Origin of the sequence: Streptomyces sp. NPDC051051, from assembly GCF_040682975.1 — a bacterium.
Lineage (GTDB): Bacteria > Actinomycetota > Actinomycetes > Streptomycetales > Streptomycetaceae > Streptomyces.
This window is the reverse complement of sequence record NZ_JBFBCB010000037.1, coordinates 20,822-39,550: the sequence shown is the minus strand read 5'-3', so window position 1 is coordinate 39,550 and position 18,729 is coordinate 20,822. Positions and strand designations below refer to the sequence as shown.

Genomic DNA, 18,729 nt, shown 5'->3' with positions numbered 1-18,729 from the left:
TCCCGCGTCTCCCGTGCGCGGGCGCGCCGACCGGCCCCGACGACGAGACCGACCGTACGAAGCGTGTCCCTGCGATCCCTGCGATCCCTGCGAAAGGCGCGATCCCGATGTCCCTGTTCTGGCGGATCTTCGGGCTGAACGCGGTGGTGCTGGGCATGGCCACCGCGTTGCTGCTGTGGGCTCCGGTCACCGTCTCCGTGCCGGTCCTGCTGACCGAGGCCGTGATCCTGGTCGGCGGCATGCTGGTCATGCTGGTCGCCAACGCCGTCCTGCTGCGGCTCGCGCTGGCCCCCCTCGACCGGCTCACCCGCCTGATGACCAAGGTCGACCTGCTGCGCCCCGGCCAGCGGCTGCCCGCGCACGGCATGCGCGAGGTCGCCGACCTCATCCGCACCTTCAACGCCATGCTCGACCGGCTGGAGAGCGAGAGGGCGGCGAGCAGCGGCCGGGTGCTGCTCGCGCAGGAGGCCGAACGGCGCCGTATCGCCCAGGAGCTGCACGACGAGGTGGGGCAGACGATGACCGCGATCCTGCTGTCGCTGAAGCGGGCGGCGGACGAGGCGGAGGAACCCCTGCGGGGCGAGCTCCAGCAGGCCCAGGAGATCACCCGGGGAAGCCTGGACGAGGTACGCCGCCTGGTGCGCCGGCTGCGCCCGGGGGTGCTGGACGACCTCGGCCTGGTCAGCGCCCTGACCTCGCTCACCACCGAGTTCGCCGCCCACGCCGGACTGCGGGTCCTGCGCCGGTTCGACGCGGACCTGCCGGCCCTCGACCCGCAGACGGAACTGGTGCTGTACCGGGTCGCCCAGGAGAGCCTGACCAACGCGGCCCGCCACGCCGGGGCCGGCCGGGTCGAGGTGAGCCTGTCCCACACGGACGGCTCGCTGCTGCTGGCCGTCACCGACGACGGCCACGGAACCGGCATCGCGCACGAGGGCGCCGGCATCCGGGGGATGCGGGAGCGGGCGCTGCTCGTGGGGGCCACCCTGGACATCGTCTCCCAGCCGGCCGGCACCCAGGTCCGGCTGACCGTGCCCGTCCGGAAGAAGGTGTCATGACGACCCCGACCGACCCGTCCCCGATCCGTATCCTCCTCGCCGACGACCACGCCCTGGTGCGTCGCGGGGTGCGCCTCATCCTCGACCGGGAACCCGACCTCGAGGTCGTCGCCGAGGCCGGGGACGGCGCCGAGGCCATCGCCCTGGCGCGGGCCCACGACATCGACCTGGCCGTGCTGGACATCGCCATGCCCCGGATGACCGGCCTGCAGGCGGCCCGTGAACTCGCCGTGCTGAAGCCGGGCCTGCGCATCCTGATGCTGACCATGCACGACAACGAGCAGTACTTCTTCCAGGCGTTGAAGGCCGGGGCCGGCGGATACGTGCTCAAGTCCGTGGCCGACCGCGACCTGGTCGCCGCCTGCCGGGCCGCCGTGCGCGACGAACCCTTCCTCTACCCCGGCGCGGTCACCGCCCTCGTACGCAACTACCTCGACCGCGTCCGCCACGGCGAGGAACCCCCGCAACGGGTGCTGACCGCGCGCGAGGAGGAGGTCCTCAAGCTCGTGGCGGAGGGCAACACCTCCAAGGAGATCGCGGAGACGCTGTTCATCAGCATCAAGACCGTCCACCGCCACCGGGCGAACCTGCTCCACAAGCTCGGCATGCGCGACCGGCTGGAACTCACCCGGTACGCCATCCGCGCGGGCCTCATCGAACCCTGAACCGGCCCGCACGGGCACGAAGCGGGCCGCCCGCACGTCAACGAGGAGAGCGGCCGCCCGCACGGAAGCGGCCCGAACCGGCCGCGCGGAAACGAGGAGACGAGGAAGAGGGGGACGGCACATGACACGCTCCGCGCGTCCCGTCCCCCGTGGCGGGCCCCGCCCGACGGCGACGGCGGCCGCCCTGCTCACCGCCCTCCTCGTCGTCCTCGCCACCCTCCTGGTCCCGGCCGCCTGCCACGGCCCCACCCCCGTGCCCCGCACAGCCTCTCCGGGGGCGTCGAGACGGGTGGCGCCCCCGTCGCCGACGACGCGCCGCCCGCCGTCCGCACGGCGGCGGCCCGCGTCCACGGCGACCTCCCCGCCCCGCCGCCCCCGGCCGGCCTCGCGCCCCGGGACCCGGCCGACACCGCTCCGCCGGGAACCCCGGCCCCGCCGACGGCCGTACCTCCGGCCGTCCGCCCGAGACCGGCGGACGGCCACCCCCTGCGCGCCCCGCCCCCTCCTCCAGGCACCTGACATCCCCTCTTCTTCCTTCACCGCGGCCCCACCCGGGCCGCGGCATGCCTGCCGGAGGCCCGCTTGTCCCGCGCCCAGCGCATCCGAGGGCTGCTCGCCCTCGCCGTCGTCGCCCTGTCCCTGTACGTCGCCGTGACCGTGCCCGTCCACCTCGGGCTCGACCTGCGCGGCGGCACCCAGATCGTGCTGGAGACCCGACCCGCCGACGCCGACGCCGAGACCGACGCCGAGACCGACGCCGACGCCGGCACCGGCACCGTCGACCGCACCGTGGAGGTGCTGCGCGGCCGCGTAGACGCGCTCGGTGTCGCCGAACCCACCATCGTCCGCTCCGGCGACGACCGCATCGTCGTCGAACTCCCCGGCGTCCAGGACCCGGCGGAGGCGGCGCAGGTACTGGGCCGCACCGCTCAGCTCACCTTCCACCGGGTACTCGGTACGGCGGTGGGGGCCGGGTCCGAGGGCACGCCCGAGGCCGGACGCGACGCCGCCCCTGGAGCCGGACGCGACGCCGCCCCCACCCCCGGCCCGCGCCCCGACCCCACCCGTGCGCGCGTCCTGCCCGACGAGTCCGGTCAGCCGCTGCGCCTCGACGCGGCCGCGCTGACCGGCAGCCACGTCGAGGAGGCCGCCGCCCGGTTCGACCAGCAGGGCGGCGCGGGCTGGCACGTCACCGTCGACTTCGAGGACGCGGGCCGCGACCGCTGGGCCCGCCTGACCGGCGAGGCGGCGTGCCGGCCGGCGGGGGACCCGGCCCGCCGGGTGGCGATCGTCCTCGACGACAGGATCATCTCCTCACCGCAGGTCGACCCCTCGGTGGGCTGCGGCGCCGGCATCAGCGGCGGCTCCACGATGATCAACGGCGCCTTCGACGACGGCGACGCCCGGGAACTCGCCCTGCTCGTCAACGGCGGCGCCCTGCCCGTACCGGTCGAGACCGTCGAACAACGCACCGTCGGCCCCACCCTCGGCGCGCAGGCCGTCACCGCCGGCGCCCGGGCCGCCGCCGTCGGCAGCGTGCTGACCGCCCTGTTCGTCATCGTCGTCTACCGGCTGCTGGGCGTCCTGGCCGCCGTGGCCCTGCTCTGCTACGGCCTGATCTCCTACGCCGCCCTGGCCGCCCTCGGCGCCACCCTCACCCTGCCCGGACTGGCGGGATTCGTCCTGGCCATCGGCATGGCGGTGGACGCCAACGTGCTCGTCTTCGAGCGCGCCCGGGAGGAGTACGCGGCGCGCCACCGGCCCACCCCGCGCTCGGCCCTGGCCGCCGGCTTCCGCAACGCCCTCGGCGCGATCGCCGACTCCAACATCACCACCCTCATCGCCGCAGGGCTGCTGTTCCTCCTCGCCTCGGGGCCCGTCCGCGGCTTCGGCGTCACCCTCGGCATCGGCGTCCTCGCCTCGATGGTCAGCGCGCTGGTCATCACCCGCGCGCTCGCCGACCTCGCCGTGGCCCGCCCGGGGCCGCGCCGCCGGCCCCACCTGACGGGCATCGCGCACACCGGTGTCGTCCGCGACCGGCTCGCCCGCAGGGACCCGCGCCTGATGCGCCGTCCCCGCCGCTGGCTGGCCGTCTCCGCCGCCGCACTGGTCCTCGCCGGGACCGGAATCGCCCTGCGCGGCCTCGACCTCGGCATCGAGTTCACCGGCGGCCGCCAGATCGAGTACGCCACCACCACCCCGGTCGACCCGGACCGGGCCCGCGCCGTCCTCGCCGACGCCGGCTTCCCCCACGCCGTCGTGCAGACCTCCGGCGAGAACCGGCTCACCGTCCGGACAGGCCGGCTGAGCGACGCGCAGGCGGACGCCGTCGGCGCGGCCGTCGACGAACTGGCCGGCCGCGCGGACGAACTCCGCGACGAGGCCATCGGCCCCAGCCTCGGCGAGGAACTGCGCCGCGGCGCGCTCATCGCGCTCGCCGTCGCCCTCGGTGCCCAACTCGTCTACCTGGCGGCCCGGTTCCGGCTGCTGCTCGGCACGGCCGCCGTCGCCGCCCTCGCCCACGACGTCGTGATCCTCGTCGGCGTCTTCGCCTGGCTCGGCAAGCCCGTCGACGGCGTCTTCCTGGCCGCGCTCCTCACCGTCATCGGCTACTCCGTCAACGACTCCGTCGTCGTCTTCGACCGCGTCAGGGAACTGACCCGACGCGCGGAAGAGGGGCGCGCGGCCTCCTTCCGCCGCATCGCCGACCGGGCGCTCCAGCAGACCCTGCCCCGCACGGTCAACACCGGGACGGGCGCCGCGATCGTCCTCACCGCGCTGGCGGTCTTCGGCGGCGACTCCCTCGCCGACTTCGCCCTGGCCCTGCTCGTCGGCCTCGCCGTGGGAACGTACTCCTCCATGTTCACGGCGACGCCGCTGGCCGTCGTGCTCCATGAACGCCGCCCGGGAACACGGCCGCTGTGACACAGGTCACGGGAAGGGGGTGGGGGGTGCCGGACAGCTCATGGAGGTGAGCACTGATATGCGTACCCGGGTACGGGCCGGGGACCCCACCGCCTTCGCGGAGCTGTTCGACAGCTGGGCGAAGGCGGTCTACAACCACGCCTTCCGGCTGACCGCCGACTGGTCGACGGCCGAGGACGTCATGGCCGCGACCTTCATGGAGGCGTGGCGGCTGCGCGACCGGGTCGATCCCGAGGGCGGCTCGCTACGGCCGTGGCTGCTGGGGATCGCCACCAACACCGCCCGCAACCAGTACCGCAGCAACCGCCGGTACCGGGCGGCGGCGAACGCGGCCGCGGCGGCCGAGCTGTCGGTGCCCGACCATGCCGAGGAGGTGGCCGACCGGGTCGACGACCGGCGGCGCCTCGCGCGGGCGCTGACCGCGCTGGCGGGCCTGCGCCGTGCGGAACGCGAGGTCGTGGCGCTGTGCCTGGGGGAGGGCCTGGACTACCAGGCCGCCGCGGAGGCCCTCGGCATTCCGGCCGGCACCGTCGCCTCCCGCCTGTCCAGGGCCCGCAGGAAGCTGCGCACCCTCACCGCGGACGCCCCGGCGGGCCGGGCCGCCGCCACCGCGCCGGAACCCGCCCGCGGAAAACGGGAAGGCGACCGCCCCGGCCGACAGACAAGAGATGACCACGCACCCGTGGTCCGGCCCGCGCAGGGAGGAAACCGATGAACGCGCACACGCCCCGGCAGCGTCCGGCCGAGCGGGAAGAGGACAGCAGCCTCTTCTCCCGGACGGCGCGCGACCTGCCGTCGGGCCGTCACCAGTTCCACAAGGAGCGTCTGATGGCCCAGATCCACGACGAACAGCGCACGGCGGCCCCGACCCGGTCCCCCGCTCCGGCCGCGGGCCGGGCATGGTGGCGGCGGCTGCCGCGCCCGGCGATCACCCTGCCCGCGACGGCGGCCCTGGTGGCCGCGGCGGTCGTCGCCGCCGTGGTGACCTCCGGTGGCCCCGCGGACCACGGTGTCGCGATCGGACCGGCCCTGACCACGCCGATCGGCGCCGCGAGCGCCAAGGGCGCACCGCAGCTGCTCGACCGGATCTCGCTGGCGGCCGCCGAGGCCTCCCACCCGGACGTCGAGCCCGGCCAGTTCGTCTACATCGAGTCCAAGTCCGCCGACACCTTCCTGAAGACCGTCGACGGCAAGACCTCCCTGGCGAGCCACGAACTGCACCGCCGCCAGATCTGGAAGTCCCCGGACGGCACCGAGGGCTGGCTGATCGACCCGGCCGTCAACGACAGCCCCGAGGGCGAGACCCTCAGCCTCCCCGACGAACAGGGCAACACCCCGAGGGCGTACCTCAACAGCCCGTCGTACGACTACCTGTCCAAGCTGACCACCGACCCCGACGCCCTCCTCGCCAAGATCTACAAGGAGACCGAGGGCCAGGGGAACTCCCCCGACCAGGAGGCCTTCACCACCATCGGCGACCTCCTCCGCGAGAGCTACCCGCCCGCGGAGCTGTACTCCGCCCTGTTCCGCACCGCCGCGAAGATCCCCGGCGTCGTCGTCGTGCAGGACGCGGTGGACGCGGTGGGCCGGCACGGCGTGGCGGTGGCCCGGCTGGACGAGACCAGCGGTCAGCGAGAGGAGTGGATCTTCGACCCGAAGACCTACGTCTTCCTCGGCGAGCGCACGGTCCAGGTGGAGAGGCGCACCGGCGAGGACGCCCTGATCAAGCCCGGCACGGTCACCTTCACCAGCGCCGTCATCGAACGAGCGGTCGTCGACGGCATGAAGCAGACGCCGTAACCGTCCGTCCGACGACCTCCCGCGGCCGCCGTCCCCTCGCCCCGATCGAGCGGACGGCGGCCGACGTCGGCCTGTCGGAGTGGTCGACATCCGCAGTGCGCCGGCGCCGGCAGGCCGGTGACCGCGACGGGACGTGTGCGGGAAGCGGCCCGCCGACCGGCGGGGCCACCCGGGTCCGATTCGGCGGACCCCACCGCGTGAGCCTGACCCGACCGGTCCCTGTCTCCTGCGACACCGTGAGATTCACCGTCCTGTCCCGTCGGCCCCTCTCGCCGAGAGACTCCTCGGCTTGTCATGGGCCGGTCCGTCACCGATCTCGCGCCGGCGGCGGCCGCCGCCGGCGCGTGCCCCGACGGCCTCGGCCACCGGGGCAGCTCGGCGGTGCGTTCCGGTGGCGGCACGAACGCCCCGATCGCTCGCCCTGACCTGGGTACCCGGGAGGCGGAACAGAGTCCGGTGGAGGAGGCGTCATGTCTCAACATGTACGTGACATCATGACCAGCCGTCTGGTGACGGTGGAACCGCGGACATCGGTGTCGGCGGTGGCCCGGAAGATGCGCGACGAGAACATCGGAGCCGTCCTGGTGACCGAGGGGGACGAACTGCGCGGCTTGGTCAGCGACCGTGACCTCGTGGTGCGTGCGCTGGCGGAGGGCGGCGACCCCGAGCAGAAGACCGTCGCCTCGGCCTGCAGCGCCGATCTCGTCACCGTGACGCCCGACGAGGACCTCGATCGCGCCGTGGAACTCATGCGCGAGCACTCCGTCCGCCGCCTTCCGGTCGTCGAGGGCCGTCGGGCCGTGGGCATCGTCTCGCTGGGCGACATGGCGATCGAGCGGGATGCGGAGTCGGCGCTCGGGGACATCAGCGCGGCCAGGTCGAATCAGTAGGTACGGGCGGGAGCACGAGAGTGCCGGTACGGCCCGGTGCGTACGCGGTCACACGCTCCGGGCCGTCTCGCGGTCCCCCCACCGGACCCGGGCGCGGGGGGAACGGGCGCCCGCGGACCGGCCGGAGTGCTCCGGCGAGCCGTGCTCGACGGACCGGGTCCCGCACGCCGCCGGACCGTGCGCGGGAAGGACGCCGGGGCGGCCCGTGCACTCGGCACGGACCGCCCCGGCGTCGCCGTGCCGCCTACGGCTTGAGGATCTGGTCCAAGGTCGCGACCGCCATCAACAACTGGCCGTAACTGTTGGGATGGGCCGCCATGGAGCCCGCGTCCGGAGTCAGGGACTCGATGTAACGGCGCTGGCGAGGCTGGCACATGTCGTACCCGATGGTGGCTTTGTAGGTGTCCGCGTAGGAGACGCCGGTGCCGCCGGCGGCGGCCTGCCGGGCCAACGCGCGGTTGAGCTTCAGCGTCGTGTCCCGCAGGAAGGCGAAGTCCTGCTTCGCGAACGGCACTTCGGCACAACCCACGCCGTTGTCGGGGAAGAGGGCCGGGTATCCGACCACGACGACCTTTGCGTCCGGGCTGCGCCGCCTGATGTCTGTGATCACATCGCGGACGCGGCCCTCCACCGTGTTGATGCGCTCACCGAGCACGTCCTTGCCGGTGGTGAAGTACTTCTTGCACGGACTGCCCTCGGGGTCCGAGGACTTCACCAGCACACAGGTGGCGAGCACGCTGGTGAAGCCGACGTCGTTGCCTCCGATGGTCAGGGTGACCAGCTTGGTGTTCGGCGTCAGCGCGTTGATCTGCGGCGGCTTGGACCCCTGGGCGTTCCAGATGCTGCGCGTCGTGGCGCCGCTGCACGTGACGTCCTTGAACGCCCGGTTCTCGCCCGCGGAGGTACCGGCGACGATGGAGGGGTAGCTGCCCGTGGTGCGGTCGCACTCGGCGTCCTTCACCCCCCGGAGACCGGCTCCCGAGGCGTAGGAGTCGCCCATGGCCACGTAGTTCGGGCCGTCAGTGGCCGCCTGGGTCGGCGCCGCGAGCGAGAAGAGGCTTGCTCCTGCCACGGCGGTCACCGCGGCCGCCCGGCACATGCCGGACAGCCGCCTTGAGTTCTGCGTCATCACGCCCCTGAGAAATGGTGGATCGGACGGGCCGGTCTCCGCGGACGCGGTCCGGCGTGGACCGCCCCGGCACCCGGGGCTCGTCCACAACACACAACGGGGGGTTCCGGGCACCGGTTCACCCGGCACGGGCGCCGGTTCACCCGGCACGGGCGCCGGTGCTTCCTGCCAAGGCCGTACGCCGGCTCCCTGGCGCGTGCCCGCCCGCCCCGGGCGCGGGGCGGGCATCGGTGCTGCCGACGGTTCAGGGGGTGGACGGGACGGCGTCGGCGGGGTCGGAACGGAGCCGGGACCGTTCGTACGGCCCGGCCCGGCCCGCCGCCCCCGCGGCCCGGCCCGCCGCCCCCGCGGCCCGGCCCGCCGCCCCCGCGACCGGACCCGCCCGCCGTCGAGCGGGAGGAACGGACCGGTGATGATCTTCCGCGGCGCGGTGTCCGCATCCGGGCGCGTGCACCGGACACGACCGTGCCGCCCACCGGAAGTCGTCGGTGGGCGGCACGCGGACGGCTCAGACGGTGTCCAGCTCCCTGCGGCGCTCCGACCCCGGTACGCCGCCTGCCGCCCGGCGCCGGTCCGTGACGCTGCCCAGCCAGCCCAGCAGGAACCCGGCCGGCACCGTCACCAGGCCCGGGATCGTCACGTCCCAGATCCTGAAGTCGTGCCCCGGGAAGATCGACTCGGGTGTACCGGACGTGTACGGCGACAGCGCGAGCGCCGCGACGCTCAGCACCGTGGCCCCCCACAGGCACCACAGCGCACCGCGGGCGGTGAAGCCGGGCCAGTACAGGGCGTACAGCAGAACGGGCGCGAGGGCGGCGCCGCAGACGGCGAGCCAGAGCGTCGAGACGACCACCAGGTTCCAGTCGGCGACGACGACCGCCACGACCGCGGCGACCGCCCCCGTCAGCGCCGCCGACCACCGCGACGCGGCACCGTCCGCCGTGCCCGCCGGGCGGCTCCCGGCGGGCCCGCCGGACGCACCCAGTACGTCCCGTCCCAGGGCGATGCCGGCGGCGAGGGTCACGTCCACCACGGCCGCGAGCGCGGTGAGGAAGAGGACGCAGGCCAGGGCCGCGACCAGGATGCCGCCGCTGTCGAGCGCCCGCCCGAGCATCAGCGGCGTGAACGCCTGTGCGGACGGTCCGGCCTCGCGCAGCGCCTCGCCGACGAGGGCCGCCGCGCCGACGCCGACGACGGTGAGCGCGCCGTACAGCACGGTGAGTTCGCCGAGCATCCAGCGGCCGACGGTCCGGGCGCCGCGCGGGCTCTTCGTCGAGATCGCCCGCATCAGCACGGCGGGCATCGCCAGCGTGGCCATCGACATGCCGAAGGTCTGCCCGATCCGGTTCACGGCCCCCACCCACCCCTCACCGGTGTAGCCGCCCGGACGCAAATACGCCTCGCCCATCCGCGAGCCGTGCGCGGCGGCGTCGAGCAGCCGCCCGGGGTCCCCGCCGAAGCGGTCGAGCACGAGCACGGCGGTGACCACCAGCACGGGCAGGGCGATCGCCGACTTCGCGATCATCACCACGCCCGTGCCCCGGATCCCGCCGCTGACGGCCAGCGCCGTCATCACGCAGCCGATCACCACGATGCAGCCGGTCCGCGTACCGGGCTGCCCGATCAGCGCCGCGGCGACGTTGCCGACCACCACCAACTGCACGACCAGCAGCGGGAAGCAGACGAGCAGGGTCACCACGCCCCACGAGACGCGTACGGCGGGCCCGCCGCTGCCGCGCGCGTCCAGCATGTCCGCGGCCGTCAGCGAGGCGTGCCTGCGCAGCGGTTCGATGATCAGCACGAGGAGCAGCATGACCCCGATCAGGCTGCCCAGCATGACGCCGAGGCCGTCGAAGCCGAACGTGGCGACCATGCCCACCAGTACGGTGACCGTCGCGACCGTGGTGGTGTCGCCGCCCATCGCGATGCCCTGCTGCCAGGAGCGCAGCCGACGGTTGTCGGACCGGACGAGAGCCCGGTCGTCCTCGTCGGCGCCGGTGACGATGCACAGCATCAGGCAGATCACGACGAACACCGAGAACACGGCGAAGACGAGGGACCGGGACGAGGGGTCGAGCAGCGTGCTCACGACCACCTCCGGGCGCCCGGCCGCGGCTCGAGCCGGTCGACCCGTCGTCCGTACACCACCAGCGCGTGCACACCGACGGCGAAGGGCACCACGGCCAGGATCACGCCGAGGCTCACCGGTCCGGCGATCCGCGTGCCGTACACGGCCGGTGCGAGGGCGGCGGGCAGCACGTAGAGCAGCCAGGTGGCGGCGATCCGGACGCCGAGCCGCAGCCCGACGGCCAGTCGCGCCGCCTCCTCGGCGTCGTGTCGCTCGTGCTCCGCGGGAGGTCGCGCGCCTGCTGCGGGCTCGTCATGGTGCGGCGGCCCGTGCCGGGGCTGCGGTCCGAAGGACATGGGGGCGGCTCCGCTCACGTCGGTCCGGCACCCCGGAAGGGGTGCGCGTACGGGTGTGGGGGTGGGCGCGGAGTCAATCAGACACCTGTGCGCACCCGCACGCCCCGGGCGCAGGTCTGTTCCCCTGCCCAATCCGGAGCCGTGCGGACGGTGAGCGGGCACTGCGTGACCGGGAGCCGGCCCCTCTCCGATGACGCATCGTGTCGGGTGCGCAGCGACCGGAGGCCCCCGGCCCTGGCCGAAAGTCCCAGAGGCGCCGCCACCTCCCCTCCCGCCTCGCGTTCATCCAGGTCGGCAGGGGGGACGACGCTTTTCCGGAGCGTCCTCAGATGTCCCGGGAGAGACCAGCCAGCGCGGTGACCTGCCGTGATGAGGGGCCTTTGGCCGCTGACCCGCGCGAATGGTCTTTCAGTTGTTTCATGCTCGTGCCGGTTGACGAGGCCGGAAGTCCCGGAAAAGTCCCAGAGGACTCCCACAACTGACGGACGCCCTTTCGGTTCTACTCGATGTAGGGCAGCGCGGCGGGGCCGGGGCTGTGCGCTGGAGGTCGGCCTTGTTCCTCCGCGGCAATGGGCGGCGCACCTGGATCCACGGCAGTGGTGAGGAGTCGGTCGAGGAACGGGGCAGGACCGGATGAGCTGCCCGCATTGCCGCCGGCCGGTGCGCCGGGACGTCAGAGGGCGTCTCCCGTGGTCGCGTGAAGTCGGTGCGGCCGGCCCGGCGTGACCGGCCAGTCCGGAACGCGTCAGCGGCGTCGCTGGTCGGCGCGCAGCTCGAAGTCGCCGTAGCTGTTGTCGACCGGGTTGACCGTGACGCCGGGCGCGACGATCTCGTCGATGGCGTCGAGCACGTCGAACGACAGCATGACGTCGGCGGCGGGCAGGAACGCCTCCAGCTGGTCCATGGTCCGCGGTCCGATGATCGCCGAGGTGATGCCGGGGTGGTTGATGACGAAGGCGACGGCCAGCTCGATCAGTGTGAGGCCGGCCTTCTCGGCCAGCAGCGCGAGCTGTTCGACGGCGTCGAGCTTGCGCTGGTTGGCGGGGGTGCTCATGTCGAAGCGGGCCTGGGGGCGTGCCGCGGAGGCGGGGCCCTCAGAGGCGTTCTTGCGGTAGCGGCCCGACAGCCAGCCGCCGGAGAGCGGGCTGTAGGTGAGGGTGCCCATGCCGTGGCGGCGCACGGTGGGCAGGACGTCCTCCTCGATGCCGCGGACCAGGATCGAGTACGGCGGCTGCTCGGTCACGAACCGCTCCAGATGGCGCTCCCGCGAGACCCACTGGGCCTCGACGATCCGGGAACCGGAGTACGAGGATGAGCCGATGTAGCGCACCTTGCCCTGGTGCACGAGGTCGGAGAGGGCGCCGAGGGTCTCGGCGACGTCCGTGTCCGGGCCGGGGCGGTGGACCTGGTAGAGGTCGATGTGGTCGGTGCCGAGCCGCCGCAGGGAGTTCTCGACCTCGCGGAAGATCCAACGTCGGCTGCCGCCGCGCTGGTTGGGGTCGTCCTGGTCCATCGGCATGAAGAACTTGGTCGCCAGGAACACGTCGTCGCGGCGGCCCTTCAGTGCCTTGCCGACGATCTCCTCCGAGACGCCGGCGGAGTACACGTCCGCGGTGTCGACGAAGTTGATGCCCGCGTCCAGGGCACGGTGGATGATCCGGATCGAGTCGGCCTCGTCCTCGTTGCCCCAGGGGCCGAACATCATCGCGCCCAGACAGAGCGGGCTGACCTGGACACCGGTGCGGCCGAGCGGTCGGTACTGCATGGAGCGGTTCCCCTCGTTCGTACGGGTTCGGTTCGTATGGTCAGTCGTTTCCCGGCCGGTCCTTCCCGGAGGGGACGACCGCACCGGTGCTCGTCCAGCTGGCGAGAAGACCGAGGGCCTCCCGCTCGGGGGAGTCCGGTTCGGGGATGTAGAAGTTGAGGCGGAGGCCGGGGTCGGACGGCAGGTCCATCGCCTCGTAGGGCAGGGCGAGATCGCCGACCAGCGGGTGGTGGAGGTTCTTGACGCCGGAGCGGTGGAACTTGACATCGTGGCGGGCCCACCGGCGGGCGAAGTCGTCGCTCTTGGCGGTCAGTTCACCGATCAGGTCGGTTATCACCTTGTCGTGGGGCGCCCGGCCCGTCTCGGTGCGCAGGAAGGCGACCGCGTCGTCGGCACCCTTGTCCCAGTCGACCCAGAAATCCTTGCTCGCGGGGTCCAGGAACATGAAGCGGGCGCTGTTGACCGGCCCCCGCCGGGCGAACAGCGGTGAGTCGAAGAGGGGCGCGTACAGCGCTCGCCCCAGAGTGTTGGCAGCCAGGACGTCGAACCGCGCGTTGCGTACGTACGCCGGCACATCGGCCATCGAGTCCAGCAGCCGCAGGATCGTGGGTCGCACCCGGGAAGCGGTCACCGTGGGGCGTCGGCCGGACGGAGTCGCCGCGCGGGCCAGGTCGTACAGATGGGTGCGCTCGGCCTCGTCGAGCTGCAGGGCGTGCGCGAGGGATTCCAGTACGGAGTCCGAGGCGCCGGAGAGGTTTCCGCGCTCAAGCCGTACGTAGTAGTCGACGCTCATGCCCGCGAGCAGCGCGACCTCCTCCCGGCGCAGGCCGGCGACACGGCGGTTGCCGCCGTAGACAGGCAGCCCGGCCTGCTCGGGGGTGATCCGGGCACGCCGGGTGCTGAGGAACTCGCGGACCTCGGCGGCCACGCTCTTCTTGTCTCTGTCTGCCATCGTCCAGATCCCTGAAATCGCTCCGCCGCCGGTGATCGCGCCCCGGTGGGGACGGTCCAGCCTGACCTACGTCGGTCCTGCCTCGACCTTCACCGTAGGTCCGTCCGCGAGGACCTGCGAGGTACTGCCAGTACCCGGAAGACCAGTGACTCCCACCCCTGTGCCCGCGCGGGGTTCTCTTGGAGAGAACCGAGGACCAGGAGTCCGACACCAGGCCCTCACCCTGAAGCGAAGGACACACCGTGCGCGCAGCACCCCAGTACGACGGGACCGGCGACGTCGCCATGGCGGAACCCACGCCGCCCATGGCGGTGCATGCGCCGACCCCTGCCGCCCCGGCCCGGACGACGCTGATCCTCGCGATCATCTGCGTCAGCTACTTCATGGTCATCCTCGACAACTCGATCGTCTTCACCGGCCTGCCGCAGATCCGCTCCGACATGGGGTTCTCCGAGACCGGCCTGTCCTGGATCACCAACGCCTACGTCCTGGTCTTCGGCGGCCTGCTGCTGTTGGGGGCCCGGGCCGGTGACCTGTTCGGACACCGCAGGATGTTCCTGTTCTCCCTGGTCGTCTTCGCGCTGACCTCCCTCCTTGTCGGCGCCGCACAGAATCAGTGGTGGCTGATCGGAGCTCGGGCGCTGCAGGGCATCGGGGCGGCGGTCCTGGCCCCCTCCGCCCTGTCCCTGCTCACCCGCAGCTTCACCGAGGGCCGGGCCCGTAACCGGGCGATGGCCGCCTACAGCGCGGTGGCCGGACTCGGCGCGGCTCTCGGCCTGGTGGTGGGCGGCATGGTCGCCGACCTGGTCTCGTGGCGGGCCGGGTTCTTCCTCAACGTCCCGGTCGGCATCGCGATGGTGGCGCTGGCCGTGCGGTTCCTGCCCGAGACCGAACGCCAGGGCGGCCGCTTCGACGTCGCCGGGGCGCTCCTGGCGACTGCGGGCTCCACCGCTCTGGTCTTCGGCATCGTGGACGCCACCGACATCGGCTGGACCGTTCCGGCCACCCTGATTCCGCTGGTGGCGGGACTGGTGATGCTGGCCCTGTTCGTGGCGGTGGAGCGGCGGGCCGCGCAGCCGATCGTGCCGCTGCGGCTGTTCGCCGGCCGGGAGCGCAGCGGCGCCTACCTCACCCGAATGCTCTACATGGGCGCGATGATCGGGTTCTTCTTCTTCACCGCCCAGTTCGTACAGAGCGTCTACCACTGGACGCCGCTGCAGGCCGGTCTCGCCTTCCTGCCGATGACGCTGGTCAACTTCGTCTTCGCCGTCCAGGTGCCGCGGCTGCTGGAGCGGGCGAGCAGACCGCAGGTGCTCACCACCGGGCTCGCCCTGACCACGGTGGGTATGGTGTGGCTCAGCCGCCTCGACCTGCACACGCCCTACCTGACCGGAGTGGCACTGCCGATGGTGCTCATCGGCGCCGGCCAGGGCCTGGCACTGGCCCCGCTGACCTCCAGCGGCGTCGACGGCGTCGCCCCTGCGGACGCGGGAGCCGCCTCGGGCCTGGTCAACACCGTGCACCAGATCGGCAGCGCGCTGAGCCTGAGCATCCTGACCGCCGTGGCCGCCTCCGTCTCCACCGGCCACAGGGCCGCCGACATCGCGGCCCGCTCGGGTGCCGCGCTGACCGGCTCCGCGGTCCTGCTCGCCCTGGCCCTCGCGGCCACCCTCACCCTCATCGTCCCCGCACGTACCCGCCCGCACGAAAGGTCCTTGTGATGCAGACCCTCATCCTCAACAACGGCGTCGAGATGCCCGCCCTCGGACTCGGTGTCTTCCAGACCCCGCCCGACGAGACCCGGGCCGCCGTCACGGCCGCGCTCGAACTCGGCTACCGCCACATCGACACCGCCGCCGCATACGGCAACGAACGCGAGGTCGGCCAGGCCATTCGAGTCTCCGCCGTGCCCCGCGACGACATCTTCATCGAGACGAAGATCTGGATCAGCGACTACGGCTACGACGAGACCCTGCACGGTTTCGACAAGAGCGCCGCCAAGCTCGGCGTGGACCGGATCGACCTGCTGATCCTGCACCAGGCACTGCCGTCGGACTTCGACAAGACCCTCGCCGCCTACCGCGCCCTGGAGCGGCTCCTGGCCGACGGCAAGGTCCGGGCGATCGGCGTCAGCAACTTCATGGTCGACCACCTGACCGCCCTGCTCGACACCACCACGGTCGTGCCCGCCGTCAACCAGCTGGAGATCCACCCGTACTTCCAGCAGCGCGCGGTCCTCGACTTCGACGACGAGCACGGCATCCTCAACCAGGCGTGGTCCCCCATCGGCGGCATCACCTTCTACCCGGGCTACGGCGAGGAGCGCAGGAGCGTCCTTGAGGACCCGGCCGTCACCGCGATCGCCGAGGCGCACGGCAAGAGCCCGGCCCAGGTGCTGCTGCGCTGGGGCATCCAGCAGGGCCGCTCGGTGATCCCCAAGTCGACCAAGCGCCACCGCATCGCGGAGAACATCGACGTCTTCGGCTTCGCCCTGACCGCGGATGAGTTGAAGTCCCTCGACGCCCTGGAGACCGGCCGGCGCGGCGGCCCCGAGCCTTCGGACATCACCCTCGCGGCCTACGGACGCGCCATCCCCGGAGCCTGACATCAGCTCACCTCGTACCTATGCAAAGGAATCACCATGCCCACCACCGTCAACGCGTTCGGCACCCACGAAGCCGGAAAGCCGCTCGTTCCCGTCCCCGTCGAGCGCCGCGACGTCGGCCCGCACGACGTCAAGCTCGACATCCTGTACTGCGGGATCTGCCACTCCGACATGAACTACGTCGACGGGACGTTCGGCCCGCCGGCGGTCAGCCCGCTCGTCCCCGGCCACGAGATCGTCGGTCGGGTCACCGAGATCGGCCCCGACGTCACCCGCCACCAGGTCGGCGACCTGGTCGGCATCGGCTGCATGGTCAACTCCTGCCGCGCGTGTGAGAACTGCCAGGCAGGCCAGGAGCAGTACTGCCTCATGGGAAACACCCTCGTCTTCGGGGCCCCCGACCCCGTCGAGCCCGGCGCCCACACCCAGGGCGGCTACTCCGAGGCGATCGTCGCCCCGGAGGACTTCGTCGTCCGCGTCCCCGAGACCCTCGACCCGGCCGGCGCCGCTCCGCTGCTGTGCGCCGGCATCACCGTCTACTCCCCGCTCAAGCGGTTCGGTGCCCGGCCCGGCACCAAGGTCGCCGTGGTCGGCCTCGGCGGGCTCGGCCACCTCGGCGTGAAAATGGCCAAGGCCATGGGCGCCGACGTGACCGTCCTGTCCCGGTCGGGCGGCAAGCGCGAGGCCGCCACGGCCCTCGGCGCCGACCACTACGCCGTGACCGGTGACGGCTCGGCGTTCACCGAGCTGGCCAACACCTTCGACATCATCCTGAACACCGTCAGCGCGCCTGTGTCCCTCCCCGACCACCTCGGGATGCTGCGCCTGCACGGCACCATGGTGAACGTCGGTGTGACGACCGAGCCGATGCCGATGGAGGTCTTCGCCCTCCTCCAGAACGGCCGGTCCTTCGTGGGATCGCTGTTCGGCGGCATCGCCGAGACGCAGGAGATGCTCGACTTCGCGGCCGAGCACGACGTCACGGCAGACATCGAGCTGATCGACGCGAAGGACATCAACACGGCCTACGAGCGGATCCTCGCCTCCGACGTCCGCTACCGGTTCGTGATCGACGGCGCGACCTTCGCGAAGCCGCAGCAGGCATGACGAACCACTCCGTGGTCGCCGTGCGCGGGCACGGAATCGCCCGCATACGTGAGTGACCTGCGGCGACGGCACCGCATGGTGAATCGCTGGACAACGCGCGTGATCGTGACGCGCGAGTGAAACTGTCGACATGGGCGCCCGTCGCGCCCGCCTCCTCGTAAGGAAATGAACATGGCAACCCATCCCCTGACCGTGCTGGTGGTCGGCGCCACCGGCAGCATCGGACGGCTCGTGGTGGCCGAGGCGATCGCCCGTGGACACACCGTCCGGGCCCTGGTGCGTGACCGCGCGAAGGGCGCCCGGCTGCTCCCCGCGGACGCCGAGCTTGTCGTCGGAGATGTCACCCGGCCCGAGGCCCTGCCCGAGGCGGTGGCCGGCGCCGACGCCATCGTGCTCACCCTCGGTTCCTTCGGTACCGGCGCTTCCTCACCGGAGACGGTGGACTACGCAGGCGTACGCAACGTCCTGACCGCCCTGGACGGCGCGCGGCCCCGTGTGGCGCTGATGACCTCCATCGGGGCCACCACCCGCAGCAGCGGCTACGGTCATCTGCTGGAGTGGAAGCGCCGCTCGGAGCGTCTTGTACGGGCCAGTGGCCTCACGTACACCGTCGTGCGGCCGGGCTGGTTCGACATGAACGGACCGGACGAACACCAGATGGTGTTCCTCCAGGGAGATCGCCGCCGCTCCGGCGGCCCCGCCGACGGACGTGTCGCACGCGCCGACATCGCACGGGTCCTGGTGGCGGCCCTCACCGCTCCCGAAGCGGCCGGCCGTACTTTCGAGCTGGTGGCCGAACAGGGAGCCGCACCAAGTGACTTGGGGCCGTTGTTCGCAGCGCTGGACCAGGACCCGCCCGGCTCCCTGGACGCGGTACGGGACGAGGCCAACATGCCGCTCGACGCCGAGCCGCAGCGGGTCCGCGACGACCTCGACGCCGTCCGGGCACGCACCGCAGCCTGACGACAGCCCAGGCTCGCCACGCAACGCCCGCTACGCAACAAGGAGTCAGCGTGCCACCCACCCCCAGCCGGACGGACCGGGAGGACATCCTCCGGGCCCACCACGCCTACCTGAACGCCATGGTCGAAGGAGACACGCCGTCACTCGACGATCTGCTCGACGACGGCTTCACCCTCACTCACATGACGGGATACGTGCAGCCCAAGGTCGAGTGGCTGGCCGAGATGAAGGCTGGGCAGTTCGTCTACCACTCCATCGACGAGGTGGACACTGCGCTCGACCTCGACGGCGGCACGGCGCGTCTGACCGTCCGGACCATGACCGATGCGAAGGTGTACGGAAGCCGGGCCGACTGGCGGTTGCTCCTGACCACCGACTACGGCCGCCGCGGCGGGACGTGGATCCCGCTGAGAACTGTCGCCACGACATGGTGACTCGCAGCAGTC

General features: G+C 72.4%; 16 protein-coding genes. 11 read left to right on the top strand and 5 right to left on the bottom strand.

The annotated features are described in order from the left end of the window. Nucleotides 1-107 precede the first annotated feature (107 nt). The 6 genes from AB0N31_RS25540 (at nucleotide 108) to AB0N31_RS25515 (ending at nucleotide 7,338) form a co-directional block, all read left to right on the top strand. On the top strand, nucleotides 108-1,058 hold the full coding sequence (locus AB0N31_RS25540; protein ID WP_366060752.1) for a sensor histidine kinase: 951 nt from the start codon (nucleotides 108-110) through the stop codon (nucleotides 1,056-1,058). Continuing rightward, nucleotides 1,055-1,723, top strand: coding sequence for a response regulator transcription factor (locus AB0N31_RS25535; protein WP_366060751.1), 669 nt, complete (start codon nucleotides 1,055-1,057; stop codon nucleotides 1,721-1,723). The genes AB0N31_RS25540 and AB0N31_RS25535 overlap by 4 nt, the downstream gene beginning before the upstream one ends. A gap of 582 nt (nucleotides 1,724-2,305) precedes the next feature. Further along, nucleotides 2,306-4,648: a protein translocase subunit SecD gene (gene secD / locus AB0N31_RS25530; protein ID WP_366060750.1), complete on the top strand. Its 2,343-nt coding sequence runs from the start codon at nucleotides 2,306-2,308 to the stop codon at nucleotides 4,646-4,648. Nucleotides 4,649-4,706: 58 nt separating this feature from the next. After that, on the top strand, nucleotides 4,707-5,363 hold the full coding sequence (locus tag AB0N31_RS25525) for a sigma-70 family RNA polymerase sigma factor (RefSeq protein ID WP_366060749.1): 657 nt from the start codon (nucleotides 4,707-4,709) through the stop codon (nucleotides 5,361-5,363). Beyond that, nucleotides 5,360-6,448 carry a CU044_5270 family protein gene (locus AB0N31_RS25520; RefSeq protein ID WP_366060748.1) on the top strand — a complete coding sequence of 363 codons (1,089 nt, stop codon included), beginning with the start codon at nucleotides 5,360-5,362 and terminating at the stop codon, nucleotides 6,446-6,448. The genes AB0N31_RS25525 and AB0N31_RS25520 overlap by 4 nt, the downstream gene beginning before the upstream one ends. Before the next feature lie 470 nt (nucleotides 6,449-6,918). Then, nucleotides 6,919-7,338, top strand: coding sequence for a CBS domain-containing protein (locus tag AB0N31_RS25515; RefSeq protein ID WP_366060747.1), 420 nt, complete (start codon nucleotides 6,919-6,921; stop codon nucleotides 7,336-7,338). A gap of 244 nt (nucleotides 7,339-7,582) precedes the next feature. Here AB0N31_RS25515 and AB0N31_RS25510 read toward each other — a convergent pair whose 3' ends face one another. The 5 genes from AB0N31_RS25510 to AB0N31_RS25490 form a co-directional block, all read right to left on the bottom strand. Further along, the gene (locus AB0N31_RS25510; RefSeq protein ID WP_366060746.1) at nucleotides 7,583-8,467 is read right to left on the bottom strand and encodes an SGNH/GDSL hydrolase family protein; all 885 of its coding nucleotides are present in this window, start codon (nucleotides 8,465-8,467) and stop codon (nucleotides 7,583-7,585) included. A 508-nt stretch (nucleotides 8,468-8,975) separates the two neighbouring features. Beyond that, nucleotides 8,976-10,556 (bottom strand): transporter, encoded by a 1,581-nt coding sequence (locus tag AB0N31_RS25505; protein ID WP_366060745.1) that lies wholly within the window; start codon nucleotides 10,554-10,556, stop codon nucleotides 8,976-8,978. Continuing rightward, nucleotides 10,553-10,891: a hypothetical protein gene (locus AB0N31_RS25500; RefSeq protein WP_366060744.1), complete on the bottom strand. Its 339-nt coding sequence runs from the start codon at nucleotides 10,889-10,891 to the stop codon at nucleotides 10,553-10,555. Before AB0N31_RS25500 ends, AB0N31_RS25505 begins: the two co-directional genes overlap by 4 nt. Before the next feature lie 745 nt (nucleotides 10,892-11,636). Further along, a complete protein-coding gene (locus AB0N31_RS25495; RefSeq protein ID WP_366060742.1) occupies nucleotides 11,637-12,656 on the bottom strand; it encodes an aldo/keto reductase in 1,020 nt (339 codons plus the stop codon). Nucleotides 12,657-12,696: 40 nt separating this feature from the next. Then, the gene (locus AB0N31_RS25490) at nucleotides 12,697-13,608 is read right to left on the bottom strand and encodes a helix-turn-helix transcriptional regulator (RefSeq protein ID WP_366060741.1); all 912 of its coding nucleotides are present in this window, start codon (nucleotides 13,606-13,608) and stop codon (nucleotides 12,697-12,699) included. Nucleotides 13,609-13,850: 242 nt separating this feature from the next. Between AB0N31_RS25490 and AB0N31_RS25485 the strand changes: the two genes are divergently transcribed. From AB0N31_RS25485 to AB0N31_RS25465, 5 genes are all read left to right on the top strand, one after another. Continuing rightward, complete coding sequence (locus AB0N31_RS25485) at nucleotides 13,851-15,329, top strand: MFS transporter (protein WP_366060739.1); 1,479 nt, start codon at nucleotides 13,851-13,853, stop codon at nucleotides 15,327-15,329. Beyond that, nucleotides 15,329-16,213 (top strand): aldo/keto reductase, encoded by an 885-nt coding sequence (locus AB0N31_RS25480; RefSeq protein WP_366060738.1) that lies wholly within the window; start codon nucleotides 15,329-15,331, stop codon nucleotides 16,211-16,213. Before AB0N31_RS25485 ends, AB0N31_RS25480 begins: the two co-directional genes overlap by 1 nt. Nucleotides 16,214-16,249: 36 nt before the next feature. Then, nucleotides 16,250-17,320, top strand: coding sequence for an NAD(P)-dependent alcohol dehydrogenase (locus AB0N31_RS25475; RefSeq protein ID WP_366060737.1), 1,071 nt, complete (start codon nucleotides 16,250-16,252; stop codon nucleotides 17,318-17,320). Between the two features lie 171 nt (nucleotides 17,321-17,491). After that, nucleotides 17,492-18,283: an SDR family oxidoreductase gene (locus AB0N31_RS25470; RefSeq protein ID WP_366060736.1), complete on the top strand. Its 792-nt coding sequence runs from the start codon at nucleotides 17,492-17,494 to the stop codon at nucleotides 18,281-18,283. A gap of 50 nt (nucleotides 18,284-18,333) precedes the next feature. Continuing rightward, nucleotides 18,334-18,717, top strand: a complete 384-nt coding sequence (locus AB0N31_RS25465) for a nuclear transport factor 2 family protein (RefSeq protein WP_366060735.1) — start codon at nucleotides 18,334-18,336, stop codon at nucleotides 18,715-18,717. Nucleotides 18,718-18,729: the final 12 nt, after the last annotated feature.